The organism is Rhodocytophaga aerolata (assembly GCF_030503435.1).
In the GTDB taxonomy this organism is placed as follows: domain Bacteria; phylum Bacteroidota; class Bacteroidia; order Cytophagales; family 172606-1; genus Rhodocytophaga; species Rhodocytophaga aerolata.
In genome coordinates this window covers 12440-39028 of the sequence record NZ_JAUKPO010000015.1, presented here as the reverse complement: position 1 = coordinate 39028, position 26589 = coordinate 12440, and the positions used below count along the sequence as shown (strand labels likewise).

General features: G+C 37.8%; 23 protein-coding genes and 1 tRNA gene. 14 read left to right on the top strand and 10 right to left on the bottom strand.

The window, feature by feature from the left end:
- Window positions 1–671: 671 nt before the first annotated feature.
- The 4 genes from Q0590_RS21890 to Q0590_RS21875 form a co-directional block, all read right to left on the bottom strand.
- The gene (locus Q0590_RS21890) at window positions 672–1349 is read right to left on the bottom strand and encodes a LytR/AlgR family response regulator transcription factor (RefSeq protein ID WP_302039747.1); all 678 of its coding nucleotides are present in this window, start codon (window positions 1347–1349) and stop codon (window positions 672–674) included.
- A 29-nt stretch (window positions 1350–1378) separates the two neighbouring features.
- The gene (locus tag Q0590_RS21885; protein WP_302039746.1) at window positions 1379–2911 is read right to left on the bottom strand and encodes a sensor histidine kinase; all 1533 of its coding nucleotides are present in this window, start codon (window positions 2909–2911) and stop codon (window positions 1379–1381) included.
- Window positions 2912–3053: 142 nt separating this feature from the next.
- Entirely contained in the window at window positions 3054–4475 is a 1422-nt protein-coding gene (locus Q0590_RS21880; RefSeq protein WP_302039745.1) for a Gfo/Idh/MocA family protein, read from the bottom strand.
- Window positions 4476–4852: 377 nt separating this feature from the next.
- Complete coding sequence (locus Q0590_RS21875; RefSeq protein WP_302039744.1) at window positions 4853–5089, bottom strand: hypothetical protein; 237 nt, start codon at window positions 5087–5089, stop codon at window positions 4853–4855.
- Window positions 5090–5391: 302 nt separating this feature from the next.
- Here Q0590_RS21875 and Q0590_RS21870 point away from each other — a divergent pair, with 302 nt between their 5' ends.
- Both Q0590_RS21870 and Q0590_RS21865 read left to right on the top strand, forming a co-directional pair.
- The gene (locus Q0590_RS21870; protein ID WP_302039743.1) at window positions 5392–6144 is read left to right on the top strand and encodes a ParA family protein; all 753 of its coding nucleotides are present in this window, start codon (window positions 5392–5394) and stop codon (window positions 6142–6144) included.
- A 104-nt stretch (window positions 6145–6248) separates the two neighbouring features.
- Entirely contained in the window at window positions 6249–6599 is a 351-nt protein-coding gene (locus Q0590_RS21865; protein ID WP_302039742.1) for a hypothetical protein, read from the top strand.
- A gap of 79 nt (window positions 6600–6678) precedes the next feature.
- On the opposite strand, the gene Q0590_RS21860 is transcribed toward Q0590_RS21865, so the two are convergent.
- Window positions 6679–7071 carry a TerB family tellurite resistance protein gene (locus Q0590_RS21860; protein WP_302039741.1) on the bottom strand — a complete coding sequence of 131 codons (393 nt, stop codon included), beginning with the start codon at window positions 7069–7071 and terminating at the stop codon, window positions 6679–6681.
- A gap of 736 nt (window positions 7072–7807) precedes the next feature.
- On the opposite strand from Q0590_RS21860, the gene Q0590_RS21855 reads away from it, so the two are divergent.
- The 3 genes from Q0590_RS21855 (at window position 7808) to Q0590_RS21845 (ending at window position 10501) form a co-directional block, all read left to right on the top strand.
- Window positions 7808–8623, top strand: a complete 816-nt coding sequence (locus tag Q0590_RS21855) for an MlaE family ABC transporter permease (RefSeq protein ID WP_302039740.1) — start codon at window positions 7808–7810, stop codon at window positions 8621–8623.
- A gap of 75 nt (window positions 8624–8698) precedes the next feature.
- On the top strand, window positions 8699–9472 hold the full coding sequence (locus Q0590_RS21850) for an ABC transporter ATP-binding protein (RefSeq protein WP_302039739.1): 774 nt from the start codon (window positions 8699–8701) through the stop codon (window positions 9470–9472).
- The gene (locus tag Q0590_RS21845) at window positions 9473–10501 is read left to right on the top strand and encodes an MlaD family protein (protein ID WP_302039738.1); all 1029 of its coding nucleotides are present in this window, start codon (window positions 9473–9475) and stop codon (window positions 10499–10501) included.
- Between the two features lie 114 nt (window positions 10502–10615).
- Here the strand turns inward: Q0590_RS21845 and Q0590_RS21840 are convergent, their stop codons facing one another.
- On the bottom strand, window positions 10616–10894 hold the full coding sequence (locus Q0590_RS21840; protein ID WP_302039737.1) for an Rdx family protein: 279 nt from the start codon (window positions 10892–10894) through the stop codon (window positions 10616–10618).
- Between the two features lie 96 nt (window positions 10895–10990).
- Between Q0590_RS21840 and Q0590_RS21835 the strand changes: the two genes are divergently transcribed.
- From Q0590_RS21835 to Q0590_RS21820, 4 genes are all read left to right on the top strand, one after another.
- Window positions 10991–11839, top strand: coding sequence for a universal stress protein (locus tag Q0590_RS21835; protein ID WP_302039736.1), 849 nt, complete (start codon window positions 10991–10993; stop codon window positions 11837–11839).
- Window positions 11840–11954: 115 nt separating this feature from the next.
- On the top strand, window positions 11955–12173 hold the full coding sequence (locus tag Q0590_RS21830; RefSeq protein ID WP_302039735.1) for a hypothetical protein: 219 nt from the start codon (window positions 11955–11957) through the stop codon (window positions 12171–12173).
- 189 nt (window positions 12174–12362) lie between these two features.
- Window positions 12363–12572, top strand: coding sequence for a hypothetical protein (locus Q0590_RS21825; protein WP_302039734.1), 210 nt, complete (start codon window positions 12363–12365; stop codon window positions 12570–12572).
- 208 nt (window positions 12573–12780) lie between these two features.
- Entirely contained in the window at window positions 12781–14490 is a 1710-nt protein-coding gene (locus Q0590_RS21820) for a flavin monoamine oxidase family protein (RefSeq protein WP_302039733.1), read from the top strand.
- A gap of 85 nt (window positions 14491–14575) precedes the next feature.
- Here Q0590_RS21820 and Q0590_RS21815 read toward each other — a convergent pair whose 3' ends face one another.
- Window positions 14576–15181, bottom strand: a complete 606-nt coding sequence (locus Q0590_RS21815) for a hypothetical protein (protein WP_302039732.1) — start codon at window positions 15179–15181, stop codon at window positions 14576–14578.
- A gap of 1636 nt (window positions 15182–16817) precedes the next feature.
- On the opposite strand from Q0590_RS21815, the gene Q0590_RS21810 reads away from it, so the two are divergent.
- Entirely contained in the window at window positions 16818–17075 is a 258-nt protein-coding gene (locus Q0590_RS21810; RefSeq protein ID WP_302039731.1) for a hypothetical protein, read from the top strand.
- A 1052-nt stretch (window positions 17076–18127) separates the two neighbouring features.
- Window positions 18128–18325, top strand: a complete 198-nt coding sequence (locus Q0590_RS21805) for a hypothetical protein (protein ID WP_302039730.1) — start codon at window positions 18128–18130, stop codon at window positions 18323–18325.
- 231 nt (window positions 18326–18556) lie between these two features.
- On the opposite strand, the gene Q0590_RS21800 is transcribed toward Q0590_RS21805, so the two are convergent.
- Both Q0590_RS21800 and Q0590_RS21795 read right to left on the bottom strand, forming a co-directional pair.
- A complete protein-coding gene (locus Q0590_RS21800) occupies window positions 18557–19336 on the bottom strand; it encodes a Cthe_2314 family HEPN domain-containing protein (RefSeq protein ID WP_302039729.1) in 780 nt (259 codons plus the stop codon).
- Window positions 19337–19451: 115 nt separating this feature from the next.
- A tRNA-Leu gene (locus Q0590_RS21795) sits at window positions 19452–19535 on the bottom strand.
- 126 nt (window positions 19536–19661) lie between these two features.
- Here Q0590_RS21795 and Q0590_RS21790 point away from each other — a divergent pair.
- Together Q0590_RS21790 and Q0590_RS21785 are read left to right on the top strand one after the other, a co-directional pair.
- The gene (locus Q0590_RS21790) at window positions 19662–20369 is read left to right on the top strand and encodes a Nif3-like dinuclear metal center hexameric protein (RefSeq protein WP_302039728.1); all 708 of its coding nucleotides are present in this window, start codon (window positions 19662–19664) and stop codon (window positions 20367–20369) included.
- Window positions 20370–20543: 174 nt separating this feature from the next.
- A complete protein-coding gene (locus tag Q0590_RS21785; protein ID WP_302039727.1) occupies window positions 20544–23663 on the top strand; it encodes a class I tRNA ligase family protein in 3120 nt (1039 codons plus the stop codon).
- 58 nt (window positions 23664–23721) lie between these two features.
- Here Q0590_RS21785 and Q0590_RS21780 read toward each other — a convergent pair whose 3' ends face one another.
- Window positions 23722–24360 (bottom strand): CAP domain-containing protein, encoded by a 639-nt coding sequence (locus tag Q0590_RS21780; RefSeq protein WP_302039726.1) that lies wholly within the window; start codon window positions 24358–24360, stop codon window positions 23722–23724.
- Window positions 24361–24903: 543 nt separating this feature from the next.
- Here Q0590_RS21780 and glgP point away from each other — a divergent pair.
- Window positions 24904–26556: an alpha-glucan family phosphorylase gene (glgP, locus tag Q0590_RS21775; RefSeq protein ID WP_302039725.1), complete on the top strand. Its 1653-nt coding sequence runs from the start codon at window positions 24904–24906 to the stop codon at window positions 26554–26556.
- Window positions 26557–26589: the final 33 nt, after the last annotated feature.

The following is a 26589-nucleotide window of genomic DNA, read 5'->3' as shown; positions in this document are numbered from 1 at the left end:
GTATACCTTTATACAAAAACAAAAAGTAAAATACTTTTCAATACTATAACGAAAGTATGGTCAGATAATTTTATGCAACTTTAAGATCTGCTAATGGCTATTTTGAATAGAATTCTTGTAGAAAAATATTCGGGTAGATACCATTTTTATCATGGTTTTTTAGGTTCATAGTACGCTTCCTTAATTGATCACTTTTTTCCCGTCATTCATCCCATTTAATTTATTCCCTGTAAAATGTTGACTATTCTTACAAAAGAATAATACACTTGATGGTATTCCTCCATACAGTCTACTTCTACTGATAGCTTGCCTTTCATAGACATGAAGTTTATATCGGGGGAACAGTTCTGTTTCAAACTTTATTAACCAACCTAAAATTTGTCATCCTATGAAACTCTGGATTCTATATAGTTTTTTCCTGATGGGTTTACTCAGTGCCTGGCCTTGGCAATATGTTAAGCGGGATACTGTCAGACCAGTTATCCAGCAAAAGTACGTTCGTCAAAAATGCCATTTGGTGAGCACAGGGGATTTGCAAAATTTACCGGGAGGAAAATGCTGACAAGTGTTTGCTGCCTACTCAAATGTGTAAGATGGCGTTATTCAACGCAAGAGAGATTAATCCTTGCTAATTATGTGTATCTCAATTCCGTTACTAAGCAAGAGGATCGTTAACTTAAAAAGGCTGTTAGATTCTGGCGGTAGGCTTCACTCAGAGGAACTTTACTTGATTGAACCGTTAGCTGATGCCTTTCTACTTTATCAATTTTATTTAATGCGACTAGGTAGGAACGATGAACGCGTACAAATTTATCGGTAGGAACCAGATTTATGGCTTCAATAAACGTACTTCGCGAAAGTATTTTCTTGTCTTTTAGCACAAATGTTACATAATTTCCGGTTGCCTCCAGAAAAAGTATATCTTCATACAACACCTTTACCTGCTCGTAGCCGGTTTTGATATAGATATGGTCTAAGGACTGACTGGCATTTCTGGCATTGTACAACTCATACGCCTTATTACAGCCTTTGATGAACCTCGAAAGCGAAAATGGCTTCAACAAATAATCTACTGCATCCATTTCGAAACTGGTAACGGCATGCTCTGTGTAGGCAGTAGTAAATATGAGCAATGGCTTTTTAGGTAAGCTGTTAAAAAAATCAATACCGGAAATATCAGGCATTTTAATATCGAGGAAAATCAAGTCGATGCTTTCTCTTTGCAGATAATCCAGGGCTTTGAATGCATCGGTAAATTCTGCCTTTAATTCCAGAAAGGGAACCTTAGATGCATGCGACTTTACGATGTCTAAGGCTATAGGTTCATCATCTATTGCGATTGCTTTCATTGAAGGACATTTGATAAAAAATACACAACTTAGGAAAGCTGCATGGTGAGGTGTACAAAAAACTCTTTTCCCGTTTCATGAATGATCAGGTCGTGTTTGGCAGGATACAGCAACTGAAGCCGTTGCTTTACATTGCTCAGCCCAATTCCGTTTTTCGTTTTTTCCGGGTCGTTTTCCTGCTTCAGATGCTTGCTATTATTAACATCAAAATACAAGGTATGCTCTCTTACTTCCAGGCTTATTTTAATGTGTGATGGCTCCCGGAAACTGATTCCGTGTTTAAACGCATTCTCGACAAACGGAATAAGTAACATAGGCGGAATCTGTACGCCGTTGCCTTGCGGCTCAATTCTGGAATCAATTTTAACTATCGGATTAGGATCTGTACGTAATTTCTGAAGGCTGATATAGTTGTTTAAATAATCTACCTCCCGTGACAATGATATCTTTTCCTGCATATTTTCCTGAAGCATAAAACGCATCATATCACCGAGTTTTTCAATGCCTTCGCAAGTCCTTTCCGCTTTTTCCTGAATAGCCGTACCATAAATGGTATTTAATGCATTGAACAGAAAGTGAGGATTAATCTGCGAGCGGAGAAAATCAAAATTAGCATTAGACTGGCCGAGTTCTTTTTGTAATACATACACATCTTCCTTGCCTTTCATCTGCCGCTTAAACAAATACCACGAAAAAGGAACCGTAATTAGAAGTTGGAATGGAATATTAATAAGACTAATTATAAGTGCTCCATCAAGGCTTTTAGTTAATAGTAAAGCCGATAAAAATACCGGGATTAAACTAAGAATCAAGGCAAATATGCTCTTTTTGACATAGCTTACAAAAGGTTTTTTGGCGGTAAGGGAGGAGGGTATAAGAGAATAAATCGAGTAGCAATAGAGCAAGATAGCTAAGGGAATAAGTATTCCCCAGGTTATGATAAATTCAACTTCTGCATCGCCGATCATCAACAGGAACATGCTTACCATCCAAAGCACAAAAGCGGCCAGGGCATCCTGTGTAATAATTTTGTATTGTGACTGGATGGCTTCGGAATGTGCCAGAAGATAAACTCCGGTGTATTTAATAAATGTATAAAACCCAAAAAGCAGCAGCAGCCAGAACGTATACAAAAAATTTTGCTGAAACAAAGCTACATAGGTATCCTGTTCGGTTTCGTATTGGGCAAAAAGATAATTTTTCAGGTAGGTATCCGTAGTTCCCAGGATGATGCTGCAAATCAAAAATACGAAAACAACAAAGAGAATATTTTTTGCTAATTCTTTTTTACTAAGAAACATGGGCATAATCGAAAAATTTAAAGCCATGAATGCCAGGTAAAAGGTTGTATACTGGATGAGCTGGGGAATAAAATAGTTTTTATAATAATTGAAATAGATGTTTGCCTCATCAAACAACGGTTTATTGGGTGTAAAAACCACCGAATGTTCGTTGTTTACGGCGGGTGTAATCAATAAAAATACAGAAAATACATATATCGTGGTGGCAGCCCAGAATTCGAGTTTACTCAACGATTCCGGCTTTTTTATCAGGTCTTTCATTGTATAGGATTAAGTACACAATGATAATTTAAAGCAAGTAGGGAATATAATAAAAGTGATGAAACTACAAGAAATAGTGACGAATTAAGAACTCTAGGTCAGGTAGCGTTGTGTAGTTCGCTGTTGACTATCGCTAAAATTGCTACACCATTTCCCACCCTTTGCGTACTGGTTCCTGAATATATTCATCTGCTTCTGGCATACCTGTTACTTTCATCGTTTCACTATCCCACAGTATTTTTTTTCCACCAAGCCGTAAAGAAAGTACGCCAAGTAAGGTAATTTCAGTGAGTCTGGCTCCATACTCAAAATTAGAGCTGGCGGCTTGCCCACCTTTAATAGCATCTACCCAATCCCGGTAATGGCCGTTAGACCGGGGTAGTGAAGGGCTGGGAGGAGTAAAAGAAGTTTGTAAACTTTCAGGATATAGTTTGGGCATACGTTCTCCGCCATCGTTCACCAGAACGCCTTTTTCTCCGACAAACATTGTTCCTCTTCTGGGTAAAGAAACATTCCCGGGAAGTATTTCCGGAGATTGCGGGCGTAAGCCTCCAGAGTACCAGGTTAGCTTAATTGCGGGTTGGTTGCCGCGGGCTGGAAACTGATAAAAACCAATTTCACCATACGGTATTATATTTTCATCACTAAAACCGGCCGGAAGAATTTCTACACTTTCAGGTGCTTGCAGGTCGAATGCCCAGGTTGCAGCATCCATATCGTGGCATCCAAAATCACCTAAGGCTCCACAACCAAAGGTCCAATAGTCACGCCAGGTTACCGGTGCATACGTTTCATGAAAGGGCCGGGGCTCTCTGGGTCCCAACCACAAATCCCAGTTCAGTCCTTTGGGTAAAGGTGTACTATCGGTGGGTACGCCCTTCAACTGTGGACTCCATCTGGTAGCAGGTACCCAGCAGTGGATCTCCTGCACTTTACCTATTGCACCTGCCCGTAAATATTCAACTGTTTGGCGAATGCCTTCCGTGCTATGCCCATTATTCCCCATCTGTGTAGCTAGCTTAGTTTCCCTAGCAAGTTGCTGCACTTTTCGGGCTTCCCATATATTATGTGTCAATGGTTTCTCACAATAAACATGTTTGCCAGCCCGCAAAGCTAGTAAGGTTACATAAGCATGGGTGTGATCTGGAGTGGAACATACCACGGCATCCAGGTCTTTCTGCTTATCGAGCATAGTACGGAAATCTTCATATTCGGTAAGTTTCACTGAAGAAGATTGCGCTTTATTCTGGTCTTCAATCATTTTTTTTACAGGACCCCGTCCTGCTTCTGTTTTATAGTAAAACCGCTGAAGATTCCAGTAAGGCGCAGGATCGGCAATGGCGGCTACCTGAACATCATTCAACTTCATCAGGGCAGCTGTGTTTTCTTTTCCTTTCCCTCCAGCTCCGATGATGCCAATCGTTACTTTATCACTAGGGGCAATATAACCCTTACCCCCCAACACATGCCTGGGAACAATTAAAAAGCCGGCTGCTGATAAGGCGGAATTCTTGATAAAATCTCTTCTGGATAATTGGCTGGGTTTGTTGTGCAGAGGCTCCATTGATAAAATTAACTATGAGTAAAAAAATGGCCGTGTTAAAAAGACAATATAGAAAAATCTCCGGATAAAATACATCTGGGGGCAAGCAAATATTTCCTTCACTTGGCAATTGAAGGTTATCTTGTTGAAATGAATAAATCGATTATATCTTGTGACAATTATACTTCTCAGATGAAAATAGCAAAATAAGAACATGCTAGTAGCCTGCTGTATGGGAACCGTTTATGGCTGGTTGAGATAATTACTCTTTACTTTTTTGGGTTAGGTAAATGAAATCAAAAGGAAAAAATAAAAGCTTTCGGCAGGAAAGCTTTTGTAGGGTGTTATCAGAAAAGTAAGAGATAGGAGTGCAAATAAATGTAAGTATTTTCCTCTTTTTACAGCATATTTTTTTGTTCCTGAGACAGATTTTCCTCTTTTGTCAGCACCATAGGTTGCTTTACCTTAATGTCTACTTGCTGTTGCTTGCTGATCGTGACTTGGGGCTTCGTTCGTTTAGAAAAAACACGGTTTACAAGCTGCTTCCATGCATATAATACCCAGACAAAAGCTACAAATGTTAAGATTAATAATCCAATACATTTGCTAATCAGAGAATAGAGAAGGTTTTTCATAAAATAAAATTTACCGGAGAAGCAGCAATAATTGAATGTAAATAAAACTACATATAAAAAACATACTCTACAAGTATCTGAGAGGCTGTGATTTATGCGAATTTTTTTAAAACGTAAGATTATTTACTAATTCGTTACTCCCTTTTTGGCTGATAAAATTATTATACTTGTAACCTGGTAATATATCGTTATCAGCGTAGTCTTATGAACCTTAATAATCCAAGTAACATTAGTTGTAACCTTACCTTAAACGATTAACTTCCATTATCTGAAACCCATTATTTGTAAATCCTAAAAACCGTATGATCATTTCCATTTCAAACCACAAAGGAGGCGTAGGAAAAACCACAAGTGCCATTAATATTGGTGTTGGTTTAAAAAATGAAGGAAAAAAAGTTTTATTAATAGACCTCGATCCACAGGCTAATTTAACCCAGTCATTAGGTGTTCAGAATGCCGGCAAAACGATCTATCATGCGATGAAGGGGGATCAGCTTCCGGTTGTTCCTGCTACTGTAGATGTAGTGCCTTCTTCAATTGATCTGGCCGCTATAGAATCTGAACTGGCCAGTAAAATTGCCAGAGAATCTGTCTTAAAAAAATTATTAACCCCCCATAAAGATAAGTATGACTATATTCTGATCGATTGTCCGCCTTCTCTGGGTATACTTACCATTAATGCATTTACAGCCTCCGACGAAATTTTTATTCCTCTTCAGGCAGAATATTTAGCTTTATCCGGATTGAGTAAAATGATGGAAATAATGGAATTGATCAGGTCAGAACTTAATCCTGGGTTAAAAATAGGCGGTATTTTTTTAACCCAATTTGATAGCCGCCGGGTATTGAACCGGAATATTTTAGAAGGAGTAAAAGATCAATTTCCTCAGGAGGTGTTCAAATCTATTATCCGAGAAAATGTATCCCTGGCGGAAGCACCCATCTCTCAGCGGCATATCTACGATTATTCTGCCCGAAGCAAGGGTGCAGAAGACTATATGGCCTTAGTTACTGAGATAATTAAAAAACATAGGAAAACCCGGAAACAAAAGTAACCAACTGAATATAGGTAACATTAGTAAATACTGGTAACATTACTTATATTGTATACTTTTTACTATTCTGACTAAAATTAAGTGTATTACTCTACTTCAAATGTATGGCTAAAAAAGATTTCAAAGGAGGCATAAGCACCCTGATTAAACGCACCGAAGAACCACAGACAGATAATACCCGAAAAAATGGCGAACCCGATAGTGCAACCCTTGCCTCAACGAGTGCAGATATCCGCACTACGCTGGTAATGGGTGAGGACTACCTGGAATGGTTGAAAGACTATGTGTATAGCAGAAAAGTGAAAGGAGATTTCAGGTTCACTCAAAAAGAAGCATTGCATGAAGCCATTGATTTGTTGAAGAAAAAAATAGGAAAACTACCTCCCCGTCCGCATACCGAAAGAGAGGCTGAGAATAAGTTTAAACTTCAGATAAAAAGAGGAAGAAGTAAATAAGGGATGGGGCCAAATATGGGTATAAGCAAAAAACTTATTTCAGCTAAGAGATAAGTTTTTTGCTTAGTGCACCATGTATTTACTGATTTGAAGTATCGTCTGAGAACTGTCCGATCATGTTGTCGAGAATGTCTTTTGTGTAGCCAATCCTGTGTGCATATTCCAGGCAAAGTACATATTCTTTATCATGTACTTGTCCATCTTGCACCATTAACTGAACAAGGGTTTGCAACTCAAGTGTTTTTTGCAGGCCTGATTCAGGAATAATAAAACTCAACAAGCTTAAATTATCTGCCAGTGGCATTACATCTTTGCTGGAAAGCCCGAGTTTGTTGCCAATCAGCAAAATAAAATCACTTTCGTTGGCATCCAGTCTGCCATCGGCTGCAGCGATCAATAACAGGTTTTGAAAAAATGCGAGCTTTTTTTGCTGAGTATCCAGTACTTTATCTATTGAATTAGGTTCTAACATGCGATTAAAATTAAGTCTGTACGAAATGTAAAACAAATATGATGTAAACTGTTCACCAACTGTAAAATTGTTAAACATTTAGCAACGGTACAAGCACAGAGGAAAGCAGTTTTTTAAAAAGTAAGCTGAATGGGAAACACTAATCCTGTTCTTTCCGTTGTAAAGGAAAATAAATGCCCGTTACTTCTCTTTTGAAAAGGAAGTAGCTCCGTATTTGGATCTTTACAAACAGCTATGATATAACAAAGCCTGGTTACTCACCAGGCTTTTGTTTTATACCTGTGTTTTTTAAAGTTGAAGTTTCGTTGAAAATAAAAAGCCTTCCCAGTGGAAAGGCCCTTTATAATATGTTCAAACTTTTAACTTAATCTAAGTTAACGCATCTTCTGTAATTCCAGCTAACATTTCGACTAATTGACAAAATTTCTCTATAAGAGTCTCTTTTTTAATAGATTAATTATATATCCCTGGATGAACCACGCCCGACGTACAACTTTAAGACTGGCAATGGTGCTTGCATTAGCTTATATCAATACAGGTTAATTGAACAGCCGGAGAATTTATTTGAAAGAAAGTAGATTTTAACCATTGAAACTCTTTTATTGCCGGATAAATATTGTCTGTTTCAGCGCAAATACCGTTGAAACATTTATTACGCATGCGAGTATAATATCGGAGTATATAAATTATTGAATAGTAAACCTAAACCGGCACAAAAGCCCCTATTTTACGGCAAATGATTTCTAATAATAAAAAGGAAGAGGCATCAAGTACACGTAAACATGTGTTATCCAGAAAATTGGATACGATATTTATCGACTTGTATAATATATATTCTTTTTTACTTAGATTTTTTAAGGAAGTATTTGTGCCGCCCTATGAATTCAAGGAAATTATCCGGCAATGCTATGAGATAGGGTACCGTTCACTCCCCTTAATATCCTTAACCGGTTTTATTATGGGTATAGTGTTCACCAACCAATCGCGTCCCTCACTTTCAGAACTTGGCGCCACGGCCTTATTGCCTGCTTTAATATCTGTGGCAATCGTGCGGGCATTGGCTCCTTTGGTTACCGCTTTGATTACAGCCGGTAGAGTAGGGTCTAACATTGGCGCTGAAATTAGTTCGATGAAAGTTACTGAGCAGATAGATGCCATGGAAGTTTCGGCCATTAACCCCTTTAATTACTTAGTCGTGACACGGGTAATTGCCACCACACTAATGATTCCTACACTTATGTGTTATACCATCTTTGTTGCCCTTATGGGAGGCTTTGTAAACATTCATGCAAATGAACTGACTAGTTTTACTAGTTACTTTCAACAGGTTTTTGATGCTACCTCTTTTCTGGATATATTTTCTTCTTTAATCAAATCAATATTGTTCGGATTTACGATTGGCATGGTAGGCTGTTACAAGGGGTATAATGCTTCGAAAGGAACCGAGGGGGTAGGCAAAGCGGCTAATGCTTCGGTAGTTACTTCCATGTTTCTTGTATTTATTGAAGAGTTATTGGCTTTACAAATTATCAATGCCTTACGGGCAGGGTAACAAATAGCTGTTCTGATTGAGTTATAAGTTTAGCATACATTATCGAATAAACTATTCAGTTGAAAAGAGTAAACAATGAAACACCAGTCTCCTAATATTGACAGAACAAAATGTGTAATTTCCATAAAGGGATTGCGTAAGTCTTTTGATGATTTTCATGTTCTGCGTGGGGTAGATATGCAATTGTTCCAAGGAGAAAACCTGGTGGTGTTGGGCCGTTCGGGTACTGGTAAATCGGTGCTTATAAAAATAATTGCTGGGTTATTAAAACCAGATTCCGGAAGTGTGAACGTACTGGGCAAAGAAATGAATCATATATCGCCCAGAGAACTGGATGCACTCCGGCTGAAGATTGGGTTCTCTTTTCAGAACAGTGCCTTGTATGATAGCATGACGGTAGGGGAAAACTTAGAGTTTCCGCTGGTCAGACATGTGGAAAATCTAAGTCAGCAAGAAGTCGATGAACGGGTACGTACTGTGCTGGAAGCTGTTGGCTTATCACAGACGATAAATCAAATGCCCTCACAGTTATCTGGCGGTCAACGCAAACGGATTGGGATAGCCAGAACCTTAATTCTGAACCCGGATATTATGCTGTATGATGAACCAACAGCCGGACTCGATCCGATCACGAGTATGGACATAAATAACCTGATTAACGAAGTTCAGGTAAAATTCAATACATCTTCCATTATCATTACACACGACCTTACCTGTGCAAAAGCAACAGGCGACCGGATAGTTATGTTATTGGATGGTCAATTTCAATACCAGGGAACCTTCGATGAAGTGTTTAGTTCTCTGGATGAACGGGTAAAGTCATTTTACGATTATAACTTTATAGATTAAATGAGCACAACTGATAATAAACGGAAAGTAACCGTAGGAATATTTGTATTTCTGGGTATTGTAATATTTGTAGCCGGGGTTTTCATACTCGGTGGACAGCAGAAAAGATTTGAAAAAACCATCCGGGTGAATGCCGTATTCGACAATGTGGCGGGCTTACGGGTAGGGAATAATGTTTGGTTTTCCGGCGTGAAAATTGGCACAGTTAAAGAGATGAAATTTTATGGCGACTCACAGGTGCAAATTATCATGAACATTGAGCAGGATGCACAAAAATATATCCGTAAAAATTCCAAAGCACGCATTGGGGCTGAAAGTTTAATAGGCAGCAAATTGATTGAGATATTTGGTGGCACAGAACAAGCGCCTGAAGTTCAAAATGGTGATCGTCTGGTTACAGCCACAGCCCTGAGTACAGATGATTTAATGACTACCCTGCAGGAGAACAACAAAAATCTGGTAGATATTACCAATAATATGAAAGTGCTGAGCACAAAGCTGGCAAATGGAGAAGGAATGGCAGGAGCAATTCTTACAGATACTACTCTGGCAGATAATTTTAAAACGATTCTGGCCAGTTTACAAAATGCTTCTTCCAACTCAGTGAAAGTTTCTAAAGATTTAGCCCGCTTATCTGCAAAATTCAACACGGAGGGTGGTTTGGCAAATGAATTACTTACAGATACGGTGGTTTTTAGTAACCTAAAATCTTCTGTATCTCAGTTGCAACAAACAGCTAATTCGGCTGCAGAAATGGCAAACAATTTTAAAGAAGTAAGTAGCCAGCTTAATTCAAGTAACAATACTCTGGGAGCCTTGATGAATGACCAGGAGCTGGCAACGAATGTGAAAAAAACTATGGAAAACCTTCAAACAGGCTCAGAAAAACTCGATGAGAATATGGAAGCCCTGCAACATAATTTCCTTTTCCGGGGATATTTCAGAAGAAGGGCAAAAGCGGAAGCCAAAGAACGGGATGCCAACAAACAAGAGGTAGAACAAGTACAACAGTCTCCTGAGCCTCGTTAGTTAATTAACCTGAACACATACTTATAAAACTCTATCCTGCTAAGTGAAAGGATAGAGTTTTGTATTTTCAAATAATACCTGCTTCTATGGGGAGCTTTATTTATAGGATAACTATCAGTCTTTTCTGTCACTATGCCCAAGAAGTTTGTCCGGAGCAATGCGATCCCGGATAAGCTGTTTTAATTCTTTCATCTCAGGAAATCTTCCTTCGTCTTTCCGGGAGAAAATAAGGTTGCCGTCTACCCGGATGTCTAATTTTCCACCAGTTGCCGGGATTAAAGCAACTTCACCAATTTCTTTTTCAAAAGTTGTCAGTAATTCCTGTGCCATCCAGGCAGCCCGGAGAAGCCATCTGCATTGGGTACAATAGGTGATTTCTATTCTTGGAGCCATAATAACTACAGATTAAAACTAGTAAGCGCATTTCAATCTATCAATTATTTCTGTAAATTCAACTAGCGCTAAGTAAAGACTTATAATCACTATACTATGGAAACAATACTTGTTGCTACAGACTATTCAGCCGCAGCTACAAATGCAATAGCCTATGCTGCTAACTTAGCCAGGCATTTAAAAGCCAGGCTAGTCCTATGCCATGCGTATTACATGATGGTTACCCATATGGAGGTACCAAAGGAACTTCCGGGAGAAAATGAGTTAAAAGCGGAGAATATAGCCAGATTGAGAAAACTAGCCGATGAAATAATTAAAAATTATGGTATAGAAGTTACCCATATAACCGGACCAATGCCAGCCTCCGATTTTTTATTAACAACTTTTTACCAGACTAAGGCAAGCCTGGTGGTAATGGGTATGCGGGAACTAAGTAAACTTGATCAATGGCTATTTGGGAGCACAACCTCATCAGTGATTAATGAAGCAGCCTTTCCGGTAATTGTCGTGCCAGAAAATAGACCGTATTCTCCCTTATCTAAAATTTTGGTAGCTACTGATCTACAATTGCACAAAATTAAATCGCTTGCCTTGATAGGTCAACTAGCGCAAGCTTATCAAGGGCATGTTCAATTGCTCCATATAGCTGAGTCTTCGCTAGAAAAGACTTCGCCTGCTGAGAGTTTGACTGCTGAATTAGAAAATCTGTTACCCAATTGTAGCCGAGAATATGTATTTTATACGCATAAAGACATAGCTGCAGGCATCAAACAAGCGATAACGGATTATACCCCTGATCTGCTGGTAATGCTTCCGCAGCAACACGACTTTTGGGATATTGCCTTGAATAAAAGTAATACCCGTAAACTTGCTTTCCAGTCGTCTATCCCTTTGCTTGCTATCCCTGCCAGTACAACTAGTCACCTGGATTACAAAACGGATTGACCTAGTAAATTATATCAGCCATTTTATGAAAGTGTTGTTAAGAAATACTAGGTTAACCAAGTACTAATGAAAAAAGCCGGCTTTTGAGGCCGGCTTTTTCATAAAAAGATGAAGGTTGTACTACTTCTTAGCAGGTTTAGCAGGAGTAGCTTTTGGCTTAGCTGCAGGATGTTCTACTTTTTTAGCTGGAGTACTAGCTTTTTTTACTGTTGCGTTAGTGTTAGCCATTATGTTTATTGTTTTGATTTACGGTGAATACGGCACAATCACATTTGGTAAAAAGATAAGAATACATATTCTACAAGTAGAATTACAGCAATCATGTACTGTTTAAGGAATTAAGTTAGTGGTTGGCTTACCACATATCGGTATTTCTGTCAGTGAAAAAGGCTATTAACACTAAATGAATGCTTTATCGCAATTAATCATTCTATTCTTAATTGCAAAAAATGTTGCTTTTTTCATGCAATGAAATACATTAAGTTCCCTATAAAAAGTTATGTTATTTTAAAGTCCGTAGAACATGACAAAGCAAATTACATTGGCCAGGTTAAGTGATCAAATAGTGATTTTGGAACGCAAAATAGCCGATACTCAATATTTTATAGAAACCGCTTCATGCCTGGAAACAAAAACCATCTACCAGAATACGGAAGCAGAACTAATTGAAGAATTAGCAGCATTATACCAATTACAAGAACAACTCAAGCAAAATCTAAAGCCAGTAGATTAAGTAGTAATACTTACCACAATGGGTTACCAATGTTTGTGATGTTACTCATGTACTACATTCATAATATGTACATAGATAATATAGGCATACTAGTAGATGAGGGTGAATTTTTTATCAGCGACACAAATTTTTTACACTACCCGGTGGATGTAGAATTCTGAAGTTTTGTATATTTCATACGAAAACAATCCAAATTTAACTCCCTATCATGAAATCTAAACTTCCCTTTGCATTTGCTATGCGGAGTGCCCGGACTCCCTTGCTTCGTTCATTACAAAAAGCCTTTAGAACAGCTCTGTTATCTACGGTTTCTGGTTCTTTGCCAGCAGATGAGATAAGCCAGATACTTGAGGACAAAAGTCTCTATAGCCGCCGCTATTTTCTGCGTATGCTTGGACAGGCAGGTATTATTACCGGAGCCGGTTCGGTATTGGCTGCTTGCCAAAAAGAAAAGGTGATTCCCATTGTCCCGGCAAAGGAAGATGCCCGTGCAAGAAAAGCGGCCGGTCCTAGTATTGCTATAGTCGGTGGAGGCATAGCAGGACTAAATTGTGCATATCAGTTGAAAAAAGCTGGGCTGACATCAACTGTATATGAAGCCAGTGCCCGTACAGGTGGGCGGATTTATACAGCAAATAATATTATGGGGCTGGGGTATACAACAGAGCTGGGAGGAGAATTTATTGATAGTGGGCATAAAGACATGTTAACCCTGGTCAAAGAATTTGGTCTCACATTGCTTGATATGTTTGCACCAAGTGAGCTAACTCTAATTAAAGACGATTATTTTTTTAACGGGCAGCATTATTCAGTGAAACAAGTGATTGAAGCATTTGCCCCATATGCCGTAAAAATCGCGGCTGATATCAATTCTTTGCCGAGTGTCATTACCTATAACAATCCTGGCAAGGCCACATTTTATGACCAAATGTCAATTGCAGCGTACTTTGATTATATAGGTATGCATGGATGGATCAGAAAATTATTGGAAGTAGCCTATTTGACGGAATATGGATTAGAAGTGCATGAGCAAAGTTGTATCAATTTTCTTTGGCTTTTTTCACCGGATACCTCTAAAGGGGGATTTGATATTTTTGGTGATAGCGATGAGCGGTATAAGATCAAAGGTGGCAATTCTCAACTTACAGATGCTCTCTATAAACAAGTACAAAACCAGGTAATCGTTGACCGTAAACTTGTAGCTATCACTTCTCACGAAAAAGGCTATAAGTTAAGTTTTGAGAGCTCAAATGGCGCCACCGCCGACGTGTTTGCCAATATGGTTGTCCTTACCTTGCCTTTTACTATGTTACGGAACGTGAAAATACATGTGCCGTTACCCGGCTGGAAACTAAATGCCATTAACAATCTGGGGTATGGCACAAATGCTAAATTGATGCTTGGATTTCATACAAAAATCTGGCGTACAAAAGGATATACCGGGTATTTATTTACAGATAATGGCGTGCAAACCGGTTGGGATAATACTCAACTACAACAAGGAACAAGCGGCGGATACACCGTTTATTTAGGAGGAAAAGCAGGCGTAGACTTAGGCCAGGGTACTTCATTAACACAAGCGGTTGCTTATTTACCTCACCTGAATACTATTTGGCCAGGTATGAAGGATAGTTTTAAACCATCTTTAGTTGCCCGGATGCATTGGCCAAGCCAACCATACACCCAGGCTAGTTATGCTTGTTATAAAGTAGGGCAATATACTACTATTGCAGGCGCTGAACGAAAACCTGTAGACGGGTTATTTTTTGCAGGAGAACATTGCAGCATTAACTTTCAGGGGTATATGAACGGAGCAGCCGAAACAGGAAAAAAGGTAGCAGAAGAGATTATAACAACCATTGGAGGTAAAAAACTGGCAATGAAAGTAACTCATTCTGCGCCGTCATTAGTTGCATAAAAAACAAATTCCTTGGTTCTCTTAATGAAGGTAAGAGGACCAAGGAATTCTTGAGATTAATAATTAACCTATTTAGAAAGTACAGTTAAGATTCTTCTGAATCTGCTTCCTTGACCTGAAGCTCTTTTAAATGGTGGTAGTAATAGAATATTTTTAGTAAGTCCACACGCCTATCCATTTGTAGTTTTTCCGAGCTGATGAATTTTTCCATGGCTTTGTGGTTGTCTTGCATTATAGTCAGCAATTGATTTTTTTCACCGGTGAATAGCTGTAGTCTATTATTTTTATCAAGGATATAATATTCTTCCTTAGGTACCGGTTCATTTCTGGAACGGCTTGAAGAATAGAACGATCTGTTTAAATTTCCATAGTCTGTTACGTATTTTTCTCTGGAGAGTAATGATACATCACCCTGCTTTAACAACTCAAAAAACATATGTTTCTCCCGGTGCTTCACTCGATGAATTAACGAATAATACGAGCGAATGCGGCTCTCCACATGATCTACGTAGTCAACGTACTCCACTTGTTGAGCATTAAATGTTTGTAACCGGTTAGCTTTTTTCACAAGGATAAAGTCTTTTTGCAAATCAACCTGCAATAACCCTTCAATCATCCCGCCATTTACTAAATAAATTTTCCCACTAAACCATTCTTTATCTAACTCTTGAGCAAAAGAATGCATGCTCATAGCTATCAAAATGGTTAAAATTAGGTGTACACGTATCCTTTTCATTTTTACCCTTCATTAAAAGTATGCAAAACGTTAATTTCCATCCAAGCGACTTTCCTATGCCAACGTTTTTATGGGATGGAAAAAGCAATGCGTATCTCATCCTATCACTACTGTACACTTATAACTAAATAAAGTCCTATATATACAACTTGGATGCAATGGATAGGAAATTATCAAAAATACCATACTATGCCCGTATTATGCTTGTAGTATCCTATCATTTATACATACTGTATTGATTATAAGTTGAACCTAAACCCATACCAACGTTGGCTAACTAAGATTAATCTTACTTGGTATTAATAGTATTACTAATTTTATCCTAAATTGTTTAACCTGATCAAAGTGAATTGATTTTTACTAGATAAAAACAGAATTCTCTTCAGTAGGAAATTTGAACAGGGAACTAGGATAAACATGCTTCTAAAACCTGAAAGAATCGAAGCGAGAGGAAGTGATGATATGAGGGATAAATTATCAATTAGAAGCAATATATAGAAATAAAAAAAGGATGCATCACATCCTTTCTTTACCTTTTAAACCTAAACCTAAACCAAAACTTATTCATGAAGAAAAAGTCTACATTACAAAGGTAATAGAGGGAAGAATTAGGTGAAATTGTTATATGCAAACAATATTACCTGAATTATATCCACAAAAGAAAATACATAGTTGATGAGCTTTTAGCGGAGAAATCTTTTTGAGACACTCCAGTATGGATTCTATTATGGGATACACCCATGATTTGTAAAAAGCTAAAAAAATTACTTTCATTAAGGATGATTGCTGTAAAAAAGGGTAAATTCCAATAAAACACCAGTGGATAGAACTACATCAGCCCGAATAATATTACCCAAAATAAGTAACTTAAAAATTTATTTATTGACCAGGTATCTGTTCTAAAAAACTTTGTAGGGTTCATTTTTGTTAAAATTTTATGAACTAACCTGAAATTTCCTACAGCCAGTAAATTAAAATGCAGTGAAAATAAAATATGAAGTAATTGTTTAGGTTCTATTGATAAAGTCTACCGGATTAAGCTTGTTTAGAAGTAAAGGTATAGGAATTACATCCTACAGTTTCCATTGATTAAATTAAAGGAAGTATTTTAAATTGTATACACATAATCCCATGTCACAAATCACCATGAATAAACTAATCTGTGTAATCATTTTTTGTATTAGTATTTGGCTGAGTTCCTGTATTACAGTAAATGAACATGGAGGTGTTGGATGCCGGAAGCCAAAAAATGCCATACTTTACAAACATCATAAACAGTATGCCGGCTCATACAGGAAATAGTATACCCTTTGTTGGTGTGCTTAACTATTTTTTTTCTGATTAGATGAGAACTGGTTTTCTGTTTTCCTGCCAAACAGTAAAAAAGCGATTCCTAATAAGACATAGCCTAAAGAGAAGTATTCAACTGAGTGCATAGGATGTAATGTTTTTCTTATTTATTCGCTATTTCTACCAGAGGTAAGTTGAAATTTTGATTAGTATAGAAGTTGATTGCTTCTGATGGGTCGATTGATCAATTGTTTCATCTGCTGAATTTGTTTTTTCCAAACAAACGTGCATGTAATGAAACATGGTTGTTGAAGTCTCGTATGTGGGGTATAAAGAATTGGATATGGAAACGGTAACTTTTAAGAGTAATATAGATAGCAGTGATTCGGTAGCTAAAATCCGCCAACTTTTAGATGATGACGACAATATTCAATACTGGCACGTAGATATCCTGAAAGAAGATCATCTATTAACCGTAACTGGAAGTAATCTGAATTATAAGGAAATTAAGGACAGGATTAAAAATGCAGGCTTCACAGTAGAAAAACTTGACGGCTAGCAGAATGCTACAGGCATAGTCGAAAGCCTTAGTAAGAGAAGCATCCAAAATAAAGCTAACCTGAGGATGCGTTATTGATTATGCTTATGTAGCATTCTTGGTGAGCTTATCTCTTTACGTTTCTTCAGTTTGATTTTATTTTTTGGAGAGACATTTTCACTATACCTATTCTTTTGAACATCTTTTTGAATTCCATGTGTAGGAATTTGGTTTGTCTTTTCCACAAAGGATTTGACGTCGCTAAGGTTTTTTTTCAATTCATACACCCCTAAAATAAACATGCCTACGAATGTCAGAAGTAAGATTAGGATCATAATAATAAGATCTAAGAGTTACTTCTTAATAGCGGAAATACGGAAAAAGTAATTTTAAGATAATCAGGTGGGTAAAAGAACATTTTTTATAGCAGATACACTTTTGTATATACAAAACTCAAAGGGTAAATAGATTTTTTATTTGGGTATTCTGCGCTTTTTAATTTTCTTATACTTGTATCCTCTCCAGTATTCCGTTTTCTTTTCCCATACCCACTGATGTAACCACATAGCCAGACTTATGGCAACGATGCCTATGATTACTTGAATGATTGGATGATAATTTGAAGGGTGTATAGTATTCCATTCCATATCATTAGATCCAATAAGCAGCAAAGTTGTAACACTACCTGAGAACATTAAAAATTATGGTATCCTGAATCAGGTTAAATACCTGAAACACGAACTATCAATGCTTTTGACAGTAGGTCATTCAATGAATTCACTGAGAACTGATTTTGCTCTGTTCAGTATCTTCTGTAAAACTAAGCTTTCCCATTTTTACTGTAAGATGATCTTGTATTGTTACTAGAGTCAAAATACTTTAAAAACAGGAGGTTATATTCTAAATGAAAGCTTAATAATGCTCTCATTAAACGAGGTAATAAAAATATGCATGTTTTTGAGGTTAAAAAAAACTGGATTAATATCTGAATCGTAAGTATGGCAAGGTGTAAAATTATTTTCTAATTATTTCTGACTGAGGCAGTGTTCAGAAATTAGTCATTTTTGCTTGTTATGAAACAGTTTGTCCCGCTTAGAGAAATACTGGCTACCGATGGCCGGACATTGGTTAAACTTAAAAAGAAGTACAATCAATGCGCAACCATTCTTAATGACTACTGCGAAGGGCAGTATTTGTCTGCTCAGAAAAGAGCCGTATTACTAGATGAGTTATTTCAAACAGGAAAAGAAATTAACGAAATGGAAGACTAAAGGAAAGGTATATTGCTTTGTTGTGAAGAATTTAATAATCCCTAGGTATTATTTATTCTGCTAAATCCATCAAGAAAAAAAGTACTGTAACTGTATGACCGAATGATATTCTGAGGGGTGCATTTTTAGCCATTTCATGTACCTTGATTCGGTTTCTTGTAAAGATGTAAAAAAAAATGAAACCAACTCAATTAACTATAGTTTGATACTCAAGTGTTGGATTGAGGTAAATCAGGAATATCTTTTAAGAGCTGTAATTTCCTCAATAAGCAATATTGTTTTCTCAAATCCTTCTAAAGTATACACATTATGCTTTTTATAAAAGTCAGCTAATCCTATACGGTTATTAAACCAATTTTCCATTTCGGATCTATCATGTGCATGTTGCAAGTGAGTCCATTTAAAATTGGTGCTTGAAGTGACATAGTGAACTATGTCTTTGCGTATTCTATTTAAGGCTTTGTATTGGTTATCTGCAAATTCCTTCAACCATTTGTAATTTTCAGAACCATGGAAAAGACTTGGAATGCTTTCAATAGTAGTGGAAAAATATATTTTCTTTTTCAGGAATATGTTTGGAAAATAAACAGCTAATAGATCACCTATTCTATCCCAATAATTATAAAATTGTTGAGAAACTATATCTAAGTACATATCGTACCTTTTTCCTTCAAGATTTTGATAGTTAGCGAAAACTTCATTTCCATAAAAAAAAGATCCGGTAGTTAATGGATTATTTATATAAGGTCTATAAAGAAAGAGATGTGCTACAGTATAAATAATTTCATCAGAACAAAATAACAGATCATCAAATAGTTTGTTAAAATCAAAATCATTGAATTTTATTTGACCTTTTCTAATTGTATCGAAGTACCATGACAAAATATCTCTTCCATTTAATTCAAAATTGCCTTGAAGACCAGCTAAATTATTAAGATTCTCCTCTTGATAGATCTTAATAATTTCTTTGTTATAATTCCTAATCAAATCATGTCTTGAGTCTTCTTGCATACTTGATTAATTTAAGGTTGTTTAAATGAAAGTCTATACACTTGCCCTATAACTTGCCCTATTAAGAAAAAAGCCCCTAATTGTTTAAATTAAAGGCTTTTTAAGCTAATTTATGTGACCACGGGGAGACTCGAACTCCCATGCCAGTGAAGGCACCACCCCCTCAAGATGGCGTGTCTACCAGTTTCACCACGTGGCCTGAGGATAGAAATACCTAGGTATTTATAAGGTTTACAAACTTACAAATCAAAAAAATAAAAACAAATAGACCGCTAATGCTATTCTTAAAATAGTTGAAGATCTTATTTCATGGTTAAATTCCCATATGCTCACTTGTATAGAAATTGCTACCTTCCTGGATAGTGTGCTCTCCAGGCATTTGTATCCAGAGGAAATACCTGCTATATGGAAAGAATCCCCAAGGCCAATCAAACGGCTAGGCTTAGCATTGGAGCCAGATTCATATCTGGCAGAATGGATTAAACAAGAAGCAATGGATGCCGTGTTTTTGCATAGGCCTTGGAAATTAGCTACATATCCTGTTCCTGATGATATCACATTCTTTTCCTCGCATTTACCTTTCGATGAACAATTAACAGTAGGGTTTAATAGAATTCTTGCCAACAGGCTAAAACTGACGGACATAAAGGTATTAGGTACAAAGGAGGGGAGACCGGTAGGAATGTCTGGCACTATCCCTGTACAAATGGATGCAGCCTTTTGCAAAATTCTTGATGAGTTATTTCAAGGTTTAGAAAGTTCCTTTCAACTCACCGGAAAGACTATACACAAGGTAGCTTTTGTTGGCGCCATGACCGCACAATTGATAGAAAATGCAGCCAACCAAGGGGTAGAACTATATTGTACCGGCCAATTCAGAGAACCTGCTAGACGTGCAGCCTTGGCTACAAGCATGAGCATAGTAGCGGTCGGACATAAGCGGAGCGAACTTTTTGGCCTGAGTCTGCTAGCCGATTTGCTGTCCACTAAGTGGCCGGAGTTAACAATTATTCCAAGAATACCAGCTATCTGAAATCGATGAGGGTAATATAATGGGCCAAACTTACTCAGGGCAACCGGTAGAATCTATTGCTCATTTGGGATATGAATAGGTGGTCAAACAATACCACAAATTTATTACCTTTGCAGAATTATTAGGTTTATTCTACAGCATTCATCATCCAGTATAAGAGAAAAATAGCTTCGTATGGGTCAGTACAATTTCAGAGAAATCGAGAAAAAATGGCAGCAATTTTGGGAAGAAACAAAGGTATATCAGGCAGAGGTTATACCTGATAAACCAAAATATTACGTGTTGGATATGTTTCCGTACCCATCCGGAGCAGGCTTACATGTGGGGCATCCACTTGGTTACATAGCATCCGATATTGTAGCCCGCTACAAATGGCTTGCCGGTTATAATGTACTTCACCCAATGGGATTCGATTCTTTCGGCCTGCCAGCAGAACAATATGCTATTCAGACGGGACAACACCCTGCCATCACAACAGAGCAAAACATTAGCCGGTATATAGCGCAGTTAAAAAATATTGGATTTGCTTACGATTGGAGTAAAGAAGTACGTACTTCATCTCCGGATTACTACAAATGGACCCAATGGATCTTTATGCACTTGTTTAATTACTGGTACAATAAGGATTTGGATAAAGCAGAATCAATAGAGATATTAATCAAGACATTTGAAAAATCGGGCAATACAGATGTAAATGCGGTATGTGATGAAGATACTCATTCATTTACATCTGTAGAATGGCATTCCTACTCTGAAATACAAAAATTAGAAGTTCTGCTGAAATACCGCCTGACTTATTTAGCTGATACTGTTGTAAACTGGTGTCCGCAGCTAGGTACCGTGTTGGCAAATGAAGAAGTGAAAGATGGTCTTTCGGAAAGAGGGGGATATCCGGTGGTACGAAAAAAAATGCAACAATGGAGTATGCGAATTTCTGCCTATGCAGAGCGATTGTTGCAGGGGTTAGATGAGATTGACTGGCCGGATCCATTAAAAGAAATGCAACGCAACTGGATTGGCAAATCGCTTGGAGCAGAAGTAGATTTTACTGTTGTAAACCATGATATTTCTATCAAAGTATTCACTACCAGGCCTGATACTATTTTTGGAGTAAGCTTTTTAGTAATTGCCCCAGAGTCAGATCTAGTGGCTGCATTAACTACGCCTGAACAAAAATCCATTGTTGATACATATGTAAACGAGGCCCGCAACCGATCAGAACGCGATCGTATGACAGATGTAAAAAGAGTATCTGGCGTGTTTACAGGAGCCTATGCAGTTAATCCAATTAACCAAGTACAGATTCCTATATGGACGGCAGATTATGTGTTAGCCGGTTATGGAACAGGAGCCGTCATGGGCGTACCTTCCAACGATGAACGCGATTATCGGTTTGCTACACATTTCCATCTTCCCATTATTCCGGTAATGGAAGGCGAGCACAGTGATATTTTGTCTGAGAATTTTGATCCCAAAGCAGGCACGATGATTAATTCAGATTTCTTGAACGGATTGCCAGTATACGAAGCGCTGCCTGCTGCCATAAAAAAACTGGAAGAAATAGGCGTAGGCAAAGGCAAGATCAATTACCGGATGCGGGATGCCATTTTCAGCCGCCAGCGGTATTGGGGAGAACCTGTACCTGTATATTTTAAGCCGGTTACAGGTGATGAAGCCACTCACATGCCCTATCTGATCAGTGAACAAGACCTTCCTTTAGTATTGCCTGAAATAGATGCCTATTTACCCACTGAAACGGGTGAACCCCCTTTAGGACGTGCAGCTAACTGGAAGTATCAAGGCAGGTACGAATACGAACTGAGTACAATGCCAGGATGGGCGGGTTCAAGCTGGTATTTTTTCCGGTATATGGATGCTCACAACCCGGATGCATTTTGTAGCAAAGAAGCACAGGCTTATTGGGAAAATGTAGATTTATATATTGGAGGGTCTGAACATGCCACCGGGCATTTGTTGTATTCACGTTTCTGGACTAAATTCCTCTATGACCTGGGCTATGTAACCGTTCAGGAACCTTTCAAAAAACTCATTAATCAGGGCATGATACAAGGCCGTTCCAATTTCGTTTACCGGTTAAATGATCTGGAAGGGTATGCGGAGGAATTGATTTGGGAAAAAATCAAGGACAAACAGCTAGGGGAGGAGTTTACCCAGAAATGTTCCGATGGTAAACATAAATTCGATTTCTTGTCTGTTGCTAAAAGACTGGTGATAGAAATAAAGCCTCATAAATTGCTGAAAGAGTTTTATGAAGCTAATAATCAATACTTAAAACAAAGCAATTATCACATGTTGCTTGTGTCGCATGAAGAAGCGATTCTTCACACGGATAGTGTTGTAGAGAAAATTAAAGATGCGTTGCAAGGTAAAATCGCAAGTCCTGCTTTCGAAGAAAAGATAGCTATCGGTTCATTATTCGTTTCCAAAAATCTAATTCGCTCTACACCGGTAACCCCCTTGCATGTAGATGTAAATATTGTTGAAAATGATATTTTAGACATAGATGCTTTACGGAAACAGCGGCCGGATTTTGCAGAAGCTACTTTCTTGCTGGAAGATGGGAAATACATATGCGGAGCTGAAGTAGAAAAAATGTCGAAACGGTTTGGCAATGTGGTAAACCCTGATGATGTGGTGGAAAAATATGGTGCAGATACCTTGCGGTTATATGAAATGTTTTTAGGGCCGCTGGAGCAATCTAAACCCTGGAATACGAATGGCATTAGCGGAGTGCATAATTTTCTGAAAAAGTTGTGGCGTTTGTTCCATGATGAAGCAGGTAATATTAAATTATCCGATGATTTACCTACGAAAGAAGAGCTTAAGTCTCTGCACAAAACCATAAAAAAAGTGGAGGAAGACATTAACCGGTTTTCATTTAATACCTCTGTAAGTACCTTTATGATCTGTGTGAATGAACTTTCGGCACTAAAATGCAATAAAAGATCCATCTTACAAGATCTGGTAATCGTACTTGCGCCGTATGCTCCTCATATAGCAGAAGAATTATGGCATATACTTGGTCAGAATGAAAGCATTTTTAAAGCCGCCTATCCGGCCTTTAATGCCGAATATCTGGTGGAAGATGTGTTTGAATATCCAATTTCAGTGAATGGAAAATTACGGGCTAAAATGTCTTTCTCTTTGGATACAACGCCTTCAGATATTGAAAAGACCGTTTTATCTTCTGAGCAGGTCCAAAAATGGCTGGATGGTAAAGCACCTAAGAAAATTATTGTTGTGCCAAAGAAAATTGTCAACGTAGTGATATAACATACGAAGATGAAGTAAAAACAACAAAGGGCCGTGAGTTTACGGCCCTTTGTTGTTTTTACTTGCTCGGTCTTAGTTTACCAAAAACCTGCGTGGCTTTAGCTTTTGGAAATTCATTGGGCTTGGTACTATATAATGTGCCACAACCAAGATGCGTAAACCGGTCATCCAGGATATTTGCTCGATGGCCAGGGGAAGTCATCCAATCTTCAACTATTGCTTCTCCAAAGGTACGATACGTATGAGGTTTAATTTGTTTATTAGTCTTACTATTATAATAAACATTTCTGTTGCCTACTTTTTCAACCCGGAAATATTCTTTTGGCTGATAGTCCATTAAGAAATACTCAGAAATATTCTCTCCTGCGGCAACATAGTTGCCAGAACCTCCCACACTTTCCAGTCTATCTTTTAGAGTTTTAAGTTTTGCGTTTTTCTCATTCACATGATCAAAGAAATTAAACTTAACCATTTGGGAAGATTGTACAACGGCTGCATCCCGCAATAGGGGATAGAAGGTGAAAACCGGTTTGTTAAACTTTTTTCTTTGTTTATTAGTAGCATAAAAGATGGAAGCATTGAGCAAATCATAATCTATAGCAGCTATATCAATTTCTTCATTGGCAGCTGGTAGCTTAGCAAAACTTTCATAGGAATACTGGGCGTATTGTGAATCCGGAAATTGTGTATTCTTCAACTCGACAAATGATGCTAAGATGACTGTAAAAAAAATAAGGAATATACATGTTAATTTAATGCTTTTCATACTATCATGGGCGAAAAAATATATTCTGAAAACGTCATGCCAAAAACTAAAGTTTCCTTAAAAGGACAAACATACTGCAATCGCTGTATTGGTAAAATGCAATTTGATCTGTAAATATAACAAGCTAATTCCTGCCCATTAGAATCAAATAACCTAATTAAAAGAGAAAATTAGGTTATTGATGCATAAAATTGCATCTGTAATAAATCACCTACAAAAACAGATATTGTAGCGCAAAATTATATCAAATAATTGGTTTATGCCCTCATACTCTGAAAGTTACTTTAATTTCAATGTAAGGAAAGGTAACCGCAGATTTTCTTAACTACTGTCTGCTTAGCTTATAGCCATACTAGCAATACAACTGTTTTATTAATTTATATCATACTTTAAAGGAAAACACCAACCGCTAATAAAAAAAAACAGTTTTAAAAAAAATACTATATATTTGGAACAAACTAACGTTATTTTTCAATGAGTCAACCACATACATTACGACATCCCTACGAATATAACCCCTCCTATAAGAAACGGGTAGCTTATTTTAGTATGGAATTTGCCATTCATCCGGCACTTAAAATTTATTCCGGAGGCCTGGGATTTTTGGCAGGTTCACATATGCGAAGCGCCTATGATACAAAGCAAAATCTGTTCGGTATCGGCATACTGTGGAAGTATGGATATTATGATCAGACCAGGAATAGTGACAATACAATGAATGTGTTGTTTGCTGAAAAGTTTTATAATTTTTTAGAAGATCCGGGAATTATTGTACCTGTATATGTAAACAAGCACCAGATTTATGTAAAAGCTTACTACCTGCGTCCTGAGGTATTTGGTACAGTACCTATGTATCTGTTGACAACTGATATTGCAGAAAACGACCACCTGGCACAGACAATCACTCACAAGCTCTACGATAATAACACCTACACCCGTATCGCACAAAGTATTGTTCTGGGCATAGGCGGGGCGAAAGTAGTGGATGCCTTAGGTGGGGCAGATATTTATCATATGAATGAAGGTCATGCTTTACCCCTGGCTTTTCATTTATACACCCAGTTCAATCGTGATGTTGAGGAAGTAAAAAATAGAGTACGTTTTACTACGCACACGCCAGAGAAAGCCGGAAATGAAGAACATCCTATTCAAATGCTGGATAATATGGGCTTTTTTAGTTCTATTCCTCTGGAAGAAGTAAGAAAAATTACCATGGTTGAAGAGGAAATGTTCAGCCATACTCTAGTAGGTTTACGTCTTTCCCGGCGAGCAAATGGTGTATCTCAACTGCATGGCGAAGTTTCCCGCGATATGTGGGCCGATCAACAAGGAGTATGTCCTATTATAGCTATAACCAATGCGCAAAATAAAAAATATTGGGCAGATGGAATTTTGGATAAATCGTTGGCTGAAGGAGACGATGCAAGGTTGTTCGACAGAAAAATGCACCTGAAAAAACGCCTACTGAACTATGTTGGTGATCAGACAGGAAAAATATTTGATCCGGAAGTATTGACCATTGTCTGGGCAAGAAGGTTTGCTGAATACAAGCGCCCAGACCTTATTAAGAGAGATATCATGCGGTTTAACAGATTAATCTCTAACAAAGACCGACCTGTACAAATTATATGGGCAGGAAAACCCTATCCCCTCGATGCCAACGCGGTAAGTGTGTTCAACCATTTGGTTACATCCAACAGAAAAGTAAAGAATTGCGCAGTATTAGTTGGTTATGAACTTGCCTTATCAGCCCTACTTAAAAAAGGTGCGGATATATGGTTGAATACTCCACGCCGGCCAAGAGAAGCCTCCGGAACAAGTGGGATGACAGCTGCCATGAATGGGGCAATTAATTTTTCTATTAGTGATGGATGGGTTATTGAGTTCGCCCGTCATGGTGAAAATGCTTTTGTCATTCCAACTACTGATCCTACGCAGCCGATTGATCAGCAGGATAATGAGGATTTTTACAGCATGATGTATATCTTAGAAAATGAAATTCTGCCAACGTATTATAATAAGCCGGACAGATGGAAGCAACTGGTGAAGAACAGCATGCTTGATGTTTATCCTATGTTCGATTCTGATCGAATGGTAGACGAATATTATTCAAAATTATATATTTAAAGTTAATATTGTAAACAACAAAAAGCCTGATGA